The organism is Serratia sp. CY44782 (assembly GCF_052168715.1).
Taxonomy (GTDB): Bacteria; Pseudomonadota; Gammaproteobacteria; order Enterobacterales; family Enterobacteriaceae; genus Serratia; species Serratia nevei.
Map to the genome: position 1 here is coordinate 94,993 of NZ_JBJNME010000001.1, position 14,330 is coordinate 109,322.

Below are 14,330 nucleotides of genomic sequence, written 5' to 3' on the forward strand. Positions count from 1 at the left end.
TGCATTTGCACCTCCATGTTATGCACTTCACGTTGTGCCTATAAGGGGCGTTTGCATCGGTATGGATAGTGCATTTGCAGGCTACTTGCCGTTCCTGGTGGCCGGCCCGCCGGTAAACAGACCGCGCTCCCTGGCCCAGACGATGGCTTCGCTGCGGCTATGCACACCCAGTTTGGAATAGACCGTCGCGACATGATTGCGAATGGTGTTGAGCGCCAGATTGAGACGCGCCGCGATTTTCTTGTCCGGCAGCCCCTCGCAAATCAATTCCAGCACATCGCGCTCGCGCGGCGTGAGATCGCTGGCGTTAAATCCGGTCTGATCGGGCCGGTTGATGCTTTTCACGTTGGCCAGTTTTTCAATCAAGGTTTGGCTGAACCAGGAAGCGTCCTGCATCACTTCCTCGATGGCGCTCACCAGCTCCAGTTCCGAGCGTTTGCGTTCGGTAATGTCCATGAGCACCAGCAGGTAGCAGGGCGCATTGTGAATGCTGACGGCATCCGCCGAGGCCACGCAGTCGATCGACTCGCTCCCTTTCTTGCGCACCCGGATGTCCAGCCCTTCGACGTTACCGCTTTTTTCCAGCGCGGCAAACAAACGGCGGTTCGCCTCGGGATCGTCAATAAATTGGATCTCATCGACCGTCTTGCCGATCAAGGCTTCGGCGTCGTACTCGGTGGTGCGGGTGAAGGCTTCGTTGACGTCCAGCACGCGCCGCTCGTGCGCCGTACACAACAACGTCGGCACCGGGCTCAGGCGAAATGCCTTGGCGAACCGCTCTTCACTTTCCCGCAGCGCCGATTCTGCCTGACGCCGGGGTTCGAGATCGGTAAAAGTGAACAGCATGCAGTCGTCTTCATTGATGTCCAGCGGTTGGCCGGCAACCACCACCAGCTTGCTTCCGCCACCGGGCAGTTTCAGCTCGGCCTCCATTTGCGGAATGGTTGCGCCTTCTCCCAGGCGCTGAATCGCCAGCTCTTTGTGCTCAGCCTGTTCCAAAACGTCGAGTTCATAGACCGAACGCCCCATGACCTGTTCACGCTGGTAACCGGTCATATCGAGGAACCCCTGATTGACCTTGACGTAACGCAGGTCGCTTAGCCGACAAATGACCGCCGGCGCCGGATTGGCGTTGAAGGTTTTTTCAAAGCGTTGTTCGGCGCTGGCCCACTCCGTCGCGTCGCTCAGGATCAGCGCCAGCAGCTCCGGCTGCCCCTGCGCATCGGTGATAATCAGGCTCCGCAGGCGGTGTACCCAGAAGCTGTCCGGATCGTCGACCTGCCGAACTTCCACCACCACATCGGTGAAGGTCTCGCCATCGGCAACCCGGTTCAGCGGGTACTGTTCCAGCGCCAGCGGGTGATTGTTGCGATAGCGCAGGGCAAAACGTGCCGCGTACTCGTCGGCATTGGCCCCCAGGGCTTTCTGGTGGCTCACGCCATGCATGGCCAACGCGGCCTCGTTAGCCCAGAGCAGCGTTTGATCGGTATCCGTCAGGATCACGCCGTCGGACAAGCCGGAGATGATTTGCTGCAGATGGCCGCGCTGGGTTTCGCTGGCCAGGACGGATGGGTTCATGTGCTCTCCGCTAGACAGAAGGGGGCGCGGCCTCTGACGGGGCCGCGGGTTACGCTACTCGCTGAGCAGCTTAGTGCATAACGTGCGTATTCGCAGGGTGTGAATGCACTAGTCATTCTGGCGCAAATGAACCGGGACGGCCGACGACGCCGCGCGGCAGACTGAATTTGTCTGCGCGGTTATCCGCCGTGTGTGCAATCACTTGTCCAGAAAATATAAGGAACAACGATGACCACTGTCTATGAATCAAATCGCTTTGCGTTTCAGGTGTCATGGGGCTCGATATTGGCCGGGAGTGCCGTGGCGCTGGTGACTTATCTGATCTTCAGCGTGCTGGGTACGGCTATCGGTACCCAGGCTGTGGATATGATGCAAAAGGGCAACCCGCTGAGCGGCTTTGGCACCGGCACCGGGATCTGGCTGCTGGTTTCAACGCTGGCATCGCTGGCCGCAGGCGCGTTTGTCGCCGGCCGCACCGCACCGAATCGCGGTGGCTTGCACGGCCTGCTGAGCTGGGCGATCACCACCTTGTTGACCACCTGGCTGATGGTTTCATTGGCGAGTGGCGTGGTGGGGCTGGCGGGCAGCGCGGTGGGCAAAGGGCTTTCGCTGGCGGGCAGCGGCCTGGTGGCGGCAGCGCCAAACGTGGGCGAAGGCCTCAAGCAACAGCTGGATAAAAAGGGCATCAGCCTTGACTGGGGAAGCCTGGAAAACCAGTTGAACGCCACGCTCAAGCAGACCGGCAAGCCGGAACTGGATCCGGCTCGGTTGGAACAGAAGGCCGATAGGGCGACCGCCGACGGCAAACAGTCGGCCCTGGACGCGGCGGCCGATCCGGCGCGGGCCGCCTCCGAGCTCAAGCAGTGGTTCGACCGCGTCAAGCAGTCCGGTGAGCCGACGTTGAGCGCGGCTGATAAGGATGCGTTGGTGAATATCGTTGCGGCGCGCACCGGCAAGAGCCGTGATGAAGCGAGCCAAATCGTCGATAACTACGCTCAGGCTTACCAGCAGGCGGTGCAGAAAGTGGAGACACTCAAGGCTGAGGCCGAGCAGAAAGCGCGTGAAGCGGCCGATGAAGCGGCCAAACAGCTGTCGCGCGCTGCGTGGGGATCGCTGTTGGTGCTGCTGTTGGGCGCCGCGCTGAGCGCCGGCGTGGGGCGGATTGCCGAATCAACTCGCCGCACCCTTGTGGTCAGTTGAGATGAAAAAAAACCTGTCGTGCATTTCGCTGAATTATCGAAAAGTTGCCGGGGCCTCTGCGCCCGTGCTCGTCATCGATTTTTGCAACGAAAACAACGAGCGCTATACCCTGCGTTACAACCTGCCGCCCGATACCCCGGAACGCACCGAGCGGCGGGTGTCTTTGCTGCTGTATCTGTTGCGTAAGCATAGGTCCGCAGAGATCGACAACCTGGCTGATTGATCAGTCCGTGAATGAAAAGCCCGGCTTTGCGAGCCGGGCTTTTTGCTGCGCCTGGGCAATAAAGCTTGGCACAAGCAGACGCGGCACTGTTACGAGGGAAGGGGAGGCGGTTCAGCGGGGGACCAGTGGCGATCCCATTGGCATGGAGGAAAAATAGGGCATCAAACAAGGTTTGTTGAAACGTCGAATTTTCACCGTGCGGGAAAAGATAAAAAAAGAAACTCGCAATGACGATCTGCGATTATCGGGCCCGAGGTTAAGATCTTGCGCTTATCCGCCGCATCTTCCTTCGCCACCGTTCATAAATTTTCGTATTCGGCTCAGTAGTTTTATCAACCAGCCAAACAATAAAACACGATTTAATTTGTAATGATGAAATTCCTATTCGGCCATGCCCGTGGAGCGTAAAAAAAACACTTTAAGATAAAACAATTAACATAAAGTGTGATTCACCCTGGCGGGGCAAATGCATCTTTAATGGATGCACTTTGCATGGCGCATTTTTTATTCAAGGATTTTTCGCAAGCGTATTTATATAACATGATCATTTTCAGTTATTTATATGATGACTTTTCCTATGCCGCAAAAATTGCATTGACAGGGTGATTTTTTTTAGGATTAATCTTAATGACTTGATTTGAGAGGTTAACGATTTTAATAAAAAGGACACGATTTTTATAAAGGCAGGGAGCACTCATGGATTATAGAAAGGATATTCTTGTACAGGTCTTGGAGTATATGGAGAAAAATATTATAGAGGGGCTTTCCGTTGAGAAGGTTGCCATTATCTCGGGTTACTCTAAATGGCATTTACAGCGGTTATTCAAACATTATTTTGGCGTGACGCTCGGGACTTATATCAGGAATAGAAAACTGAGCCGGTCCGCTGTCTTGCTCAAACAGCATCAAGGTAACATATTGGATGTTGCCCTGGCATCCGGATTTGCTTCTCAACAATGCTACACGCGGGCATTCAAGCGTTTTTTTGGCGAAACGCCCAACCATTTTAGAAACAGCCATGGATGGGATTTCTCCACCCAGATCCCACCGTATGGCAGCGACAAGAAACCCTATTTTTATCATACGGTCATGCCGGATGACATCGAGATGTTAAAACAGTACAAGGCATTGATTTTCCACTCTGTAAGGAAGTACAGAAATCCCAGTGATATCGCGCAGACTAATGATAGATGGCTAAGCAATAATAGGGGGGCTTATAGTGTAGAAAAAAGAAAAGGGGGAAAGCCGCATGCCAACGGCAAGGAGCAAGAGGTTTTTCATTCCATATTTAACTTCTATATACCCATGGGGAAATATATTGTTATTCCCTTTATGGGAGACCTGCCTGAGTATATTGATTTTTTTGAGAGCATCTATGATGCCCATCTGCCGGCTATTAATGTCAAAATGAGGGAGAGCTTTTTCATCGAATTATACAGAAAGGAACATTTAAACGGTAAAGTTATCAATGTCGACATACTTATTCCTGTGACGTAGTAATGAAGAAAGGAGATGTCATGGGTATGGCAAATCACCCGGATACGATTAATAAGCGGTATTATGATCTCTTTATGCTACCTTTAACGTTGTCTGTATCTGGCATAGGCATTGTTGCTGGTTTAGGGATGCTGGCTATTCAATTAGCGCTGGCATTAACGCTCTTCATGTTTTCAGGAAATGCGATGGCAAATAATCGTGAGCATCATCAGATAGCATTAGTCGGCACCTGGACCCATATTCCGGATGCGCCAACGGTGCAGAAACCGGCGCACCCCAGTGAAGGGCTCTATCGTCTGGCGGTTAATGGCGACGGCACGTTAACGCTGCTCGATGCCATTAAAATGCAAAGCCCGTCGTGGATCGTAAAATCTCGCGATGGCCGTTTCGCCTATGTCACCAATGAAGAGGATGCGGGAACGATGACCGCATTGGCAATAGACAAAGAGAGCGGCGTGCGGGTGCTGAATACGGTGAACAGTGCAGGCCGGCAGCCGACGCATGCCACCCTCAGCCCGGACGGCAAGTTTCTGTTGGTCGCCAACTATTCCGTCGCCAAAGGCGGCGCGGGCGTGACGGCATTGCCGATTGGCAGCGACGGCAAACTGGGTGAACGCGTGCAGCATTACCCGTTTATACCCGGCTCTGGCATCGTACAGGGGCGCCAGGAAGGCGGGCATGCGCATTCAACCACCTTCAGCCGCGATGGCCAATACCTGTACGCGGCGGATCTCGGCGACGACAAGTTGCATGCCTATCGTTATTGGCCGGATAGCGCGCAGCCGTTGCAGGCGGATACTTCGCGCGATGTCGCCTTTGCGCCAGGCGCTGGTCCAAGGCACATGGTGTTTTCGCCAGAAGGCGAATATGCCTATGTCATCACCGAAATGGCGGGTGAGATCGAGGTGTTTGCCGTCAGCGACAATCGGTTGACTCCGCGAGGGAAAGTGAAACTGAATGGCGGGCACGATTCGGCGAATGCTAAAAGCGGTGGGGCCATTATCCTGAGCCCGAGCGGCAGATATCTTATTGCCACCAATCGCGGTACCGACAACCATCTGCTGGTATTAAAAATAGGCAGGGACGGTCTGCCAGGGGAGCCGACACGCTATCAGGCCGGCGGCATTGAACCGCGTGCGCTCGCGTTCGATGCCGCCGGCCGCCATCTCTATGTGACGAATGTATTCACCAATAGCGTGACGCTGTTCGATTTCGATGATGAAAAAGGCGAGTTGCAGGCCAGAGGGCAGGCGGCGACGATTTCAACGCCGACGGACATTAAGTTTTTCAATTAATGCCCATCATAAGGCGCGTGAGAAACTGGGTCTGAACAGGGGAAAAAAGGAATTGCGGGTGCAGATGATGGGGAATGGCGTGATAAGAAAGAATGGTGTCCCCGACTGGAATCGAACCAGTAACTAGCCCTTAGGAGGGGCTTGTTATATCCGTTTAACTACGGGGACGCTGCGGGCCGGCAACCGACGCTGCCGGGGCATTATACCTTTTTTTACCCGCAGAATAAGCGCTTAGCGGCGCGTTTGCTCAATACCTCGCCAGTTCACGCCGAAATTTCCTCGGCTAACCGACCGCGATCACGGTTTTTCCCCGCCGTGGCGCCGCTTTTTCTCTTGCCGACGCGCGGCCTGGTTTTTGGCGCTCAAATCGTTGCGGATCTGCGCGTGGCTTATCAGCGCAAAGATAAAGGTGCCGCCGATGATGTTGCCCGCGAGCGTCGGCAGGGCGAACGGGTAAATGAATGCTTGCCAGCCAATCGCGCCGTTGAACACCAGATACAGGATCTCGACCGAACCGACCACGATATGGGTCAAATCGCAAATCGCCACCAGGTAGGTCATCAGCACGATCACCCAGATTTTCGCCGCGCCGGCGGCCGGGAACATCCACACCATGGTGGCGATGATCCAGCCGGCCAGGATGCCGTTGGCGAACATTTCTCCCGGCGTATGGCGCATCACCTCTTCGCCCAGGCTGACGAAAGCGCCGCGCGTTTCGGCGTCGAACAGCGGCATATGGGTAAACGCCAGCGCCGCCAGCCCGGTGCCAATCAGGTTGCCGAGCAGCACCACGCCCCACAGGCGCAGTAGGATCAGCAGGTTGCGCGGCGTGGGCTTATGCATGATTGGCAATACCGCCGTGACGGTGTTTTCGGTAAACAACTGCTGGCGTGCCATGATGACAATGATGAAACCGAAGGTATAGCCGAGGTTCTCGATGAAAAAGCGGCTGGGATCGTCCGGCAGGCGGGCGTGGAAAATGCCTTTTGCCGCCAGCGAGGCGCCCATCGACAGCCCGGCGGCGATCGCCGACCACAGCAGCGCCAGTCCGTCGCGCTCCAGCTCTTTTTCGCCTTCCATCCGGATCTGTTCATGCACCGCTGCCGCGCGCGACGGCAGATTCTCTTCCCTGACTTCGATTTCGCGCTTGCCCTGTTCCTGCTCCTCGCTCTCTACCTGCATCGTCTCATCCGGCTCGTGCTCTTGGCGCTGCTGCTCGCTCATGCTGTCGCTCCTGCTCATTAAGGGTGAGTTCACGTCATTAAGCGTAGTTGCCTGGCCCAAATGCGGCGAAATACAGAAAAAGGTAACAAGAGTTAAAATCCGCCGATTTTTTCCACGCATTCTTGATCCTGCTCGCCATATTGGCCCGTCGGCGCGCCCGCCGCGGGCTGCGTGCGGGGAAAGGCTTATGCTATGATTCGCTATCCCAAAGAAAAATATGAGTTCCCCGATGCTGGAAGCCAAAAGTCTGAGTTGCGTGCGCGATGAGCGCATCCTGTTTAGCGAGCTAAGCTTTTCAGTTCAGCCGGGCGATATCATTCAGGTAGAAGGGCCGAACGGCGCGGGTAAAACCAGTTTGCTGCGCATTCTCGCCGGTCTGGCGCGGCCGGACGGCGGCGAGGTGTGCTGGCGCGGGCGCAGCACGCTGCGCGATCGTGCGGGTTACCAGCAAGATTTGCTGTTTATCGGCCATCAGCCCGGCATCAAAGCCGTATTGACGCCCTTCGAAAATTTGCAGTTTTATCAAGCGGTGCGCGGCACAACCGATCATCCGGCCATCTGGCGCGCCCTGGAGCAGGTGGGGCTGGTGGGCTACGAAGATCTGCCGGTGGCGCAGCTGTCCGCCGGGCAGCAGCGGCGCGTGGCGCTGGCGCGGCTGTGGCTCAGCGCGGCGCCGCTGTGGATCCTCGATGAGCCGCTGACGGCGATCGACAAACAGGGCGTGACCGAGCTGATTAGCCTTTTTGAACAACATGCGCAGCGGGGCGGCATGGTATTGTTGACCACCCATCAGGATTTGGCCGGCGTCAGTCAAACGGTGGGCAAAATTCGTTTGGCGGAACACGACGTGGGGAGTTTGTGATGTTTTTGACCCTGGTGCGTCGCGAACTGAAGATTGCCTGCCGCAAAGGTTCGGAAATCGTCAACCCGCTGTGGTTTTTCCTGATTGTCATCACGCTGTTCCCGTTAGGGATTGGCCCGGAACCGCAGCTGCTGGCGCGCATTGCTCCGGGCATCGTGTGGGTGGCGGCGTTGCTGGCCTCGCTGCTGTCGCTGGAGCGGCTGTTTCGCGACGATTTCCTCGACGGCTCGCTGGAGCAGCTGTTGCTGCTGCCGACGCCGCTGCCGATGACGGTGCTGGGCAAAGTGTGTGCTCACTGGGTCGTGACGGGTCTGCCGCTGCTGATCCTGTCGCCGCTGGTGGCGCTGCTGCTGTCGCTCGATATGCAGACCTGGCTGGCGGTGGCGGGGACGCTGCTGCTCGGCACGCCGACGCTGAGCCTGATCGGCGCTATCGGCGTGGGGCTGACCGTCGGCCTGCGCAAAGGGGGCGTGCTGCTCAGCCTGCTGGTGCTACCGCTGTATATCCCGGTGCTGATCTTCGCCACCGGCGCGATCGACGCCGCCTCGATGGGCATGCCGATCGACGGTTATCTGGCGATACTGGGTGCGATGCTGGCGGGCAGCGTGACATTGGCACCGTTTGCCACCGCGGCGGCGCTGCGGGTGAGCGTGCACTAGCTAACGTATTGAATGAACAGACGGGGCAAGGCCGACAAGAGCGTACCCCGCAGAAGATTTTCGCCGTTTCGATCGCTCGGGGCGGCCGACGCATAAAAATTACCGTGAGCACTGACGACAATGTGGAAATGGTTACATCAACTGGCGCGGCCTGAGCGGCTGTATCACGTCTGCGGCCGCTTTATCCCCTGGCTGGGGCTGGCGGCGGCGGTCTGCCTGCTGCTCGGCTGGGCATGGGGCTTTGGTTTCGCGCCGAAGGATTATCAGCAGGGCGACAGCTTCCGCATCATTTATATTCACGTGCCGGCGGCCATGTGGTCGATGGGCATCTACGCCTCGATGGCGGTGGCGGCGTTTATCGGCCTGGTGTGGCAGATGAAAATGTCCGATACCGTGGTGGCGGCGATGGCGCCGATCGGCGCGGTGTTCACCTTTATCGCGCTGGTGACCGGCTCCGCCTGGGGCAAGCCGATGTGGGGCACCTGGTGGGTGTGGGATGCGCGTCTGACCTCCGAGCTGGTGCTGCTGTTCCTTTATATGGGCGTCATCGCGCTGTACAACGCCTTTGAAGACCGCCGCCTGGCGGGCCGCGCTGCCGGCATTCTGGTGCTGGTGGGCGTGGTAAATATCCCTATCATCCATTTTTCGGTCGAATGGTGGAATACGCTGCATCAGGGCTCGACCAATATGCAGCAGTCTATCGCGCCAAGCATGCGCACCCCGCTGCGCTGGGCGATCCTCGGTTACCTGCTGCTGTTCGTCACGCTGACGCTGATGCGCCTGCGCAATCTGATCCTGTTCCAGGAGCGCCGGCGTCCGTGGGTCGCCGGGCTGGTGAATAAGGAGCGTCAGTCATGAATGCCGCGTTCGATTCGTGGTCGGCGTTTTTCGCCATGGGCGGTTACGCCTTCTATGTTTGGCTGGCGGTCGCCGCCACGCTGATTTCGCTGTTGGGGCTGGTGGCGCACACCGTTTGGCAACGGCGGCAGTTGCTCGCCGAGATCGGCCGCCGTCAGGCGCGCGAGCGGCGCATTCGCCATGCGCAACAATCAAAACAAAAATCCGCCGCACCGCGGGAGAAATCATTGTGAATCCACGTCGTAAAAGCCGCCTTTATCTGGCGATCGTTGTGCTGATCGGCATCGCGCTGACCGCGACCCTGATGCTGTACGCGCTGCGCTCCAACATCGATCTGTTCTATACCCCGGGTGAAATCCTGCAGGGCAAGGGCGAAAATCATGAGAAGCCCGAGGTTGGCCAGCGGCTGCGCATCGGCGGCATGGTGATGCCGGGCTCGGTGAAACGCGATCCCAATACGCTGCAGGTCAGTTTCAAGATTTACGACGCGCGCGGCGCGATCGGCGTGACCTACACTGGCATTCTGCCGGACCTGTTCCGTGAAGGGCAGGGCGTGGTGGCGCAGGGCGTGCTGGGTGAGGGTAACGTGGTCAATGCGCGCGAAGTGCTGGCCAAACACGACGAGAAATACACGCCGCCGGAAGTGGCCGACGCGATGAAAGAGAACCACAAAGGCCCGGCGGAAGCGTATAACGCGCTGCAGGCGGAGGGCGCCAAGTCATGATGCCGGAATTGGGCAGTTTTCTGCTGTGCCTGGCGCTGGCGATCGCGCTGCTGCTGAGTATTTACCCGCAGTGGGGCGCGGCGCGGCAAGACAGCCGCATGATGGCGGTCGCACGCCCGCTGACCTACGGCATGTTCGCCGCAATTGCGCTGGCGTTCCTGTGCCTGGTGCACGCCTTCGTGGTCAACGATTTTACCGTCGCCTACGTGGCCACCAACTCCAATACCCAACTGCCGGTGTATTACCGCATCGCCGCCACCTGGGGGGCGCATGAGGGGTCGCTGCTGCTGTGGGTGCTGCTGCTGAGCTGTTGGTCGCTGGCGGTGGCGTTGTGCAGCCGGGCGATGCCGCAGGACGCTGTAGCGCGGGTGTTGTCGGTGATGGGGATGATCACCGCCGGTTTCCTGCTGTTCATTATCATGACCTCCAACCCGTTCACCCGCACGCTGCCGAATTTCCCGATCGACGGCAGCGATCTCAACCCACTGCTGCAGGATATCGGCCTGATCTTCCACCCGCCGCTGCTGTATATGGGCTATGTCGGCTTCTCGGTCGCCTTCGCCTTCGCCATTGCCTCGCTGATGGCCGGCCGGCTCGACACCGCCTGGGCGCGCTGGTCACGCCCGTGGACCACCGCGGCCTGGGTGTTCCTCACGCTGGGCATCGTGCTCGGATCGGCCTGGGCCTACTATGAGCTGGGCTGGGGCGGTTGGTGGTTCTGGGATCCGGTGGAGAACGCCTCCTTTATGCCGTGGTTGGCCGGTACCGCGCTGATGCATTCGCTGGCGGTGACCGAGAAACGCGGCACGTTCAAAGCCTGGACGGTGTTGCTGGCGATCACCGCCTTCTCGCTGTGCCTGCTGGGCACCTTCCTGGTGCGTTCCGGCGTACTGGTCTCGGTGCACTCCTTCGCCTCCGATCCGGCGCGCGGCATGTTTATCCTCGCCTATCTGGTGATCGTGATCGGCGGTTCGCTGTTGCTGTATGCGGTCAAGGGCGGCCAGGTGCGCAGCCGGGTGCAGCACGAGACTTTCTCGCGCGAGACCTTCCTGCTGGGTAACAACGTGCTGCTGATCGCCGCCATGCTGGTGGTGCTGTTGGGCACGCTGCTGCCGCTGGTGCACAAACAGCTGGGGCTGGGCAGCATCTCGATCGGCGAGCCGTTCTTCAACACCATGTTCACCTGGTTGATGGCGCCGCTGGCGCTGCTGTTGGGCATCGGCCCGCTGGTGCGCTGGCGCCGCGATGAGCCGAGCAAGCTGTGGCGCCGCCTCGGCGTGGCGCTGTTGGCGACGCTGGTGCTGTCAATCCTGCTGCCGTGGCTGCTGCAGGACAGCATCGCCGGCATGACGGTGGTGGGCCTGATCATGGCGCTGTGGGTGATCATCCTGACGCTGATGGAGCTGCATGAGCGCGCTACCCACCGTCACGGTTTCTGGCGCGGCCTGCGCCAGCTGTCCCGCAGCCACTGGGGCATGGTGCTCGGCCACCTCGGCGTGGCGGTGACGGTGATTGGCATCGCCTTCAGCCAGAACTACAGCGTGGAGCGCGACGTGCGGATGAAGGCCGGCGACAGCGTGGATATTCACAACTATCACTTCGTGTTCCGCGACGTGCACGACATTCGCGGCCCGAACTACAGCGGCGGCGTCGGCATCATCGACGTCACGCGCAACGGCAAGCCGGAGGCGACGCTGCACGCGGAGAAACGCTACTACAGCGTGGCGCGCAGCATGATGACCGAAGCGGCGATCGACGGCGGTTTCAGCCGCGATCTGTACGCGGCGCTGGGCGAGGAGCTGGAGGACGGCTCCTGGGCGGTACGCCTGTATTACAAACCCTTCGTGCGCTGGATTTGGTTCGGCGGCGTCTTTATGGCGATCGGCGGCCTGCTGTGCATCCTCGACCCGCGTTACCGCATGAGCAAAAAACTCAAGCGCGAAGGCAAGCTGGAGGCGCAACCATGAATCGTAAGCTGCTGTTTATCCCGTTGGTCCTCTTCCTGCTGCTGGTGGCGGCGCTGATGGTGCAACTGACGCGTAACGCCGGCGGCGAAGATCCGACCATGCTGGAATCGGCGCTGATCGGCAAACCGGTGCCGACCTTCAGGCTGGAATCGCTGGATCAGCCCGGCAAAACCTACGATCAGGCGGTGCTGCACGACGGCAAGCCGATATTGCTCAACGTCTGGGCCACCTGGTGCCCGACCTGCCGTGCGGAACACCAGTATCTCAATACGCTGGCGGCGCGCGGCGTGCGGGTGGTCGGCCTGAACTATAAAGACGATCGCGCCAAGGCGGTGACCTGGCTGAATTCCCTCGGCAATCCTTATGCCCTCAGCCTGTACGACGGCGACGGCATGCTGGGATTGGATCTCGGGATCTACGGCGCGCCTGAGACCTTCCTTATCGACGGCCAGGGGATTATTCGCTATCGCCACGCCGGCGACATGAATGAGCGCGTTTGGCAGCAGGAAGTGCTGCCGCTGTATAAAAAGTACGGGGGTGAGGCATGAGGCTGATTGTCCTGCTGTGCGCCGCGCTGCTGAGCTGGAGCGCCGCCGCGGCGATCGATACCTATCGCTTCAACTCCGTCGAGCAGGAGCAGCAGTATCGCGAGTTGACCGAACAGCTGCGCTGCCCGAAATGCCAAAACAACAGCATTGCCGATTCCAATGCCATTATCGCCGCCGACATGCGCACCAAGGTGTACGAGCTGATGATGCAGGGGCAAAGCAAGCAGCAGATCATCGATTACATGGTGGCGCGCTACGGTAACTTCGTTACCTATGAGCCGCCGGTAACGCCGGCGACGCTGATCTTGTGGATCGGCCCGCTGCTGTTCGTGCTGATCGGCGGGGCGGTGGTGATCCTGCGCACCCGTCGCCGGCCTGGCGCGGCGGTGGACGATGAATTATCCGAACGGGAACGGCAGCGCCTGGCGGCGCTGTTGCAAGAGACTGACAGGAAGAAACCCTAATGGCTTTTTGGCTGATTATTTGCGTGTTGCTGGCCGGCGCCGCCGCGCTGCTGGTGGTGCCGGCGATGCGCCACGGCAAGCAGAGCGCCGCCACGCGCGATGCGTTGAACAAGGCATTTTATCAGGATCGCCTCAGCGAGCTGGAGCAGGACGAGCAGCAAGGCGTCGTGGCCGAGCGCCCGGAGCTGGTGAAAGAGCTGCAACAAAATCTGCTGAACGACATTCCCGTCGAGCAGGCGGCGCAGGTGAAGCCGATCAATCGCTGGGCGCTGGTGCCGGGCGTGCTGTTATTGCTGGCGGTGACCGTTGGCTTTTATCTGAAAACCGGCGGGCTGGCGCAGGTGCTGGACTGGCGTCTGGTGCAGGCGCAAATGCCGGAATTGCGCGAGCGTGTCGCCAATGAGCGCGCCAAACCGCTGAGCATGGAAGAGATCGCCCGCCTCGGGCTGGGGCTGCGCACCGCACTGCAGCAGGACGATCGCAACATCAACGACTGGATGATGCTGGGGCGGGTCGGCATGGCGCTGAACAACGCCACCACCGCTACGCAGGCGTTTGCCCATGCTTATCAATTGGATCCGAATAGTCTGGAAGTGCGGCTCGGCTATGCCGAGGTCTTGACGCGCTCCAACGATCCGGAGGATAACAAGCAGGCGACACAGCTGTTGCGGCGCATGATCGCGGAAAATCACGGCGATCCGCGGGTGCTGAGCCTGCTGGCGTTCAATGCCTTCGAACAGGGCGACTTCAAGCAGGCGATAGGCGCCTGGCAGGTGATGCTGCAGCTGCTGCCGGCCAACGATCCGCGCGCGGAAGTGATAAAGCGCAGCATTGCACAAGCAAAAGCCCAGGCCGGCGGAGAAACTGTTAAACTGAATGTGACCGTTTCGCTGTCACCGCAGGCGGCGAAAGCCCTGCCGACGCAGGGGACGCTGGTCATCTCGGTGACCGACGGCGTCAGCCCGGTGCCGGTGGCGGTAAAACAATTGCCGCTGAGCCGTTTTCCGCTGTCTTTCTCTCTGGATGACAGCAACGCCATGATGCCCGAGCGTCTACTCTCGGCACAGCATCAGGTGCAGGTGCGTGTGCGCCTCTCACAGGACGGATTGGCCACGCCGCAGCCGGGAGACTGGTTCGGCGAAAGCTCGCTGCAGACATTCAGCGGTAAAGAGCAGGTTAGCGTTCAGATAAACAAGCAGGTCCCTGAAAAATAAGACCGAACGTGTTTTTA

Annotated in this window: 15 protein-coding genes and 1 tRNA gene; 13 read left to right on the forward strand and 3 right to left on the reverse strand. The window is 59.0% G+C overall.

Annotated features, from left to right (window positions below):
* Positions 1-81: 81 nt before the first annotated feature.
* Positions 82-1,578, reverse strand: a complete 1,497-nt coding sequence (locus tag ACJ8HT_RS00485; RefSeq protein ID WP_194571313.1) for a helix-turn-helix transcriptional regulator — start codon at positions 1,576-1,578, stop codon at positions 82-84.
* Between the two features lie 228 nt (positions 1,579-1,806).
* Here ACJ8HT_RS00485 and ACJ8HT_RS00490 point away from each other — a divergent pair, with 228 nt between their 5' ends.
* The 4 genes from ACJ8HT_RS00490 (at position 1,807) to ACJ8HT_RS00505 (ending at position 5,793) form a co-directional block, all read left to right on the forward strand.
* Positions 1,807-2,778, forward strand: a complete 972-nt coding sequence (locus ACJ8HT_RS00490) for a hypothetical protein (RefSeq protein ID WP_197652379.1) — start codon at positions 1,807-1,809, stop codon at positions 2,776-2,778.
* 1 nt (position 2,779) lies between these two features.
* Positions 2,780-3,001 (forward strand): hypothetical protein, encoded by a 222-nt coding sequence (locus ACJ8HT_RS00495; RefSeq protein ID WP_004936288.1) that lies wholly within the window; start codon positions 2,780-2,782, stop codon positions 2,999-3,001.
* 696 nt (positions 3,002-3,697) lie between these two features.
* The gene (locus ACJ8HT_RS00500; protein WP_194571317.1) at positions 3,698-4,498 is read left to right on the forward strand and encodes a helix-turn-helix domain-containing protein; all 801 of its coding nucleotides are present in this window, start codon (positions 3,698-3,700) and stop codon (positions 4,496-4,498) included.
* 20 nt (positions 4,499-4,518) lie between these two features.
* The gene (locus tag ACJ8HT_RS00505; protein ID WP_350429863.1) at positions 4,519-5,793 is read left to right on the forward strand and encodes a lactonase family protein; all 1,275 of its coding nucleotides are present in this window, start codon (positions 4,519-4,521) and stop codon (positions 5,791-5,793) included.
* Positions 5,794-5,886: 93 nt separating this feature from the next.
* Here ACJ8HT_RS00505 and ACJ8HT_RS00510 read toward each other — a convergent pair.
* Both ACJ8HT_RS00510 and ACJ8HT_RS00515 read right to left on the reverse strand, forming a co-directional pair.
* A tRNA-Arg gene (locus ACJ8HT_RS00510) sits at positions 5,887-5,961 on the reverse strand.
* A 129-nt stretch (positions 5,962-6,090) separates the two neighbouring features.
* On the reverse strand, positions 6,091-7,017 hold the full coding sequence (locus ACJ8HT_RS00515) for a formate/nitrite transporter family protein (protein ID WP_087763426.1): 927 nt from the start codon (positions 7,015-7,017) through the stop codon (positions 6,091-6,093).
* Between the two features lie 229 nt (positions 7,018-7,246).
* Between ACJ8HT_RS00515 and ccmA the strand changes: the two genes are divergently transcribed.
* From ccmA to ccmI, 9 genes are all read left to right on the forward strand, one after another.
* Positions 7,247-7,879: a cytochrome c biogenesis heme-transporting ATPase CcmA gene (ccmA, locus tag ACJ8HT_RS00520; protein ID WP_197652678.1), complete on the forward strand. Its 633-nt coding sequence runs from the start codon at positions 7,247-7,249 to the stop codon at positions 7,877-7,879.
* Positions 7,879-8,538: a heme exporter protein CcmB gene (gene ccmB / locus ACJ8HT_RS00525; protein ID WP_025303731.1), complete on the forward strand. Its 660-nt coding sequence runs from the start codon at positions 7,879-7,881 to the stop codon at positions 8,536-8,538. Before ccmA ends, ccmB begins: the two co-directional genes overlap by 1 nt.
* A gap of 120 nt (positions 8,539-8,658) precedes the next feature.
* A complete protein-coding gene (locus ACJ8HT_RS00530; RefSeq protein WP_197652380.1) occupies positions 8,659-9,396 on the forward strand; it encodes a heme ABC transporter permease in 738 nt (245 codons plus the stop codon).
* Positions 9,393-9,629 (forward strand): heme exporter protein CcmD, encoded by a 237-nt coding sequence (gene ccmD / locus ACJ8HT_RS00535; RefSeq protein WP_004936267.1) that lies wholly within the window; start codon positions 9,393-9,395, stop codon positions 9,627-9,629. The genes ACJ8HT_RS00530 and ccmD overlap by 4 nt, the downstream gene beginning before the upstream one ends.
* Positions 9,626-10,120, forward strand: a complete 495-nt coding sequence (ccmE, locus tag ACJ8HT_RS00540; protein ID WP_197652381.1) for a cytochrome c maturation protein CcmE — start codon at positions 9,626-9,628, stop codon at positions 10,118-10,120. Before ccmD ends, ccmE begins: the two co-directional genes overlap by 4 nt.
* Entirely contained in the window at positions 10,117-12,087 is a 1,971-nt protein-coding gene (locus ACJ8HT_RS00545) for a heme lyase CcmF/NrfE family subunit (RefSeq protein ID WP_039564915.1), read from the forward strand. The genes ccmE and ACJ8HT_RS00545 overlap by 4 nt, the downstream gene beginning before the upstream one ends.
* Positions 12,084-12,635 carry a DsbE family thiol:disulfide interchange protein gene (locus tag ACJ8HT_RS00550; protein WP_197652382.1) on the forward strand — a complete coding sequence of 184 codons (552 nt, stop codon included), beginning with the start codon at positions 12,084-12,086 and terminating at the stop codon, positions 12,633-12,635. Before ACJ8HT_RS00545 ends, ACJ8HT_RS00550 begins: the two co-directional genes overlap by 4 nt.
* Positions 12,632-13,099 carry a cytochrome c-type biogenesis protein gene (locus tag ACJ8HT_RS00555; RefSeq protein WP_197652383.1) on the forward strand — a complete coding sequence of 156 codons (468 nt, stop codon included), beginning with the start codon at positions 12,632-12,634 and terminating at the stop codon, positions 13,097-13,099. Before ACJ8HT_RS00550 ends, ACJ8HT_RS00555 begins: the two co-directional genes overlap by 4 nt.
* Positions 13,099-14,313: a c-type cytochrome biogenesis protein CcmI gene (gene ccmI / locus ACJ8HT_RS00560; protein ID WP_197652384.1), complete on the forward strand. Its 1,215-nt coding sequence runs from the start codon at positions 13,099-13,101 to the stop codon at positions 14,311-14,313. The genes ACJ8HT_RS00555 and ccmI overlap by 1 nt, the downstream gene beginning before the upstream one ends.
* The last annotated feature ends 17 nt before the right edge of the window (positions 14,314-14,330 follow it).

Bases quoted from the DNA above. Each gene is read 5' to 3' on its own strand.
- ACJ8HT_RS00485 (WP_194571313.1), bottom strand. From the start codon at position 1,578: ATGAACCCATCCGTCCTGGCCAGCGAAACCCAGCGCGGCCATCTGCAG.
- ACJ8HT_RS00490 (WP_197652379.1), top strand. From the start codon at position 1,807: ATGACCACTGTCTATGAATCAAATCGCTTTGCGTTTCAGGTGTCATGG.
- ACJ8HT_RS00495 (WP_004936288.1), top strand. From the start codon at position 2,780: ATGAAAAAAAACCTGTCGTGCATTTCGCTGAATTATCGAAAAGTTGCC.
- ACJ8HT_RS00500 (WP_194571317.1), top strand. From the start codon at position 3,698: ATGGATTATAGAAAGGATATTCTTGTACAGGTCTTGGAGTATATGGAG.
- ACJ8HT_RS00505 (WP_350429863.1), top strand. From the start codon at position 4,519: ATGGGTATGGCAAATCACCCGGATACGATTAATAAGCGGTATTATGAT.
- ACJ8HT_RS00515 (WP_087763426.1), bottom strand. From the start codon at position 7,017: ATGAGCGAGCAGCAGCGCCAAGAGCACGAGCCGGATGAGACGATGCAG.
- ccmA (WP_197652678.1), top strand. From the start codon at position 7,247: ATGCTGGAAGCCAAAAGTCTGAGTTGCGTGCGCGATGAGCGCATCCTG.
- ccmB (WP_025303731.1), top strand. From the start codon at position 7,879: ATGTTTTTGACCCTGGTGCGTCGCGAACTGAAGATTGCCTGCCGCAAA.
- ACJ8HT_RS00530 (WP_197652380.1), top strand. From the start codon at position 8,659: ATGTGGAAATGGTTACATCAACTGGCGCGGCCTGAGCGGCTGTATCAC.
- ccmD (WP_004936267.1), top strand. From the start codon at position 9,393: ATGAATGCCGCGTTCGATTCGTGGTCGGCGTTTTTCGCCATGGGCGGT.
- ACJ8HT_RS00545 (WP_039564915.1), top strand. From the start codon at position 10,117: ATGATGCCGGAATTGGGCAGTTTTCTGCTGTGCCTGGCGCTGGCGATC.
- ACJ8HT_RS00550 (WP_197652382.1), top strand. From the start codon at position 12,084: ATGAATCGTAAGCTGCTGTTTATCCCGTTGGTCCTCTTCCTGCTGCTG.
- ACJ8HT_RS00555 (WP_197652383.1), top strand. From the start codon at position 12,632: ATGAGGCTGATTGTCCTGCTGTGCGCCGCGCTGCTGAGCTGGAGCGCC.
- ccmI (WP_197652384.1), top strand. From the start codon at position 13,099: ATGGCTTTTTGGCTGATTATTTGCGTGTTGCTGGCCGGCGCCGCCGCG.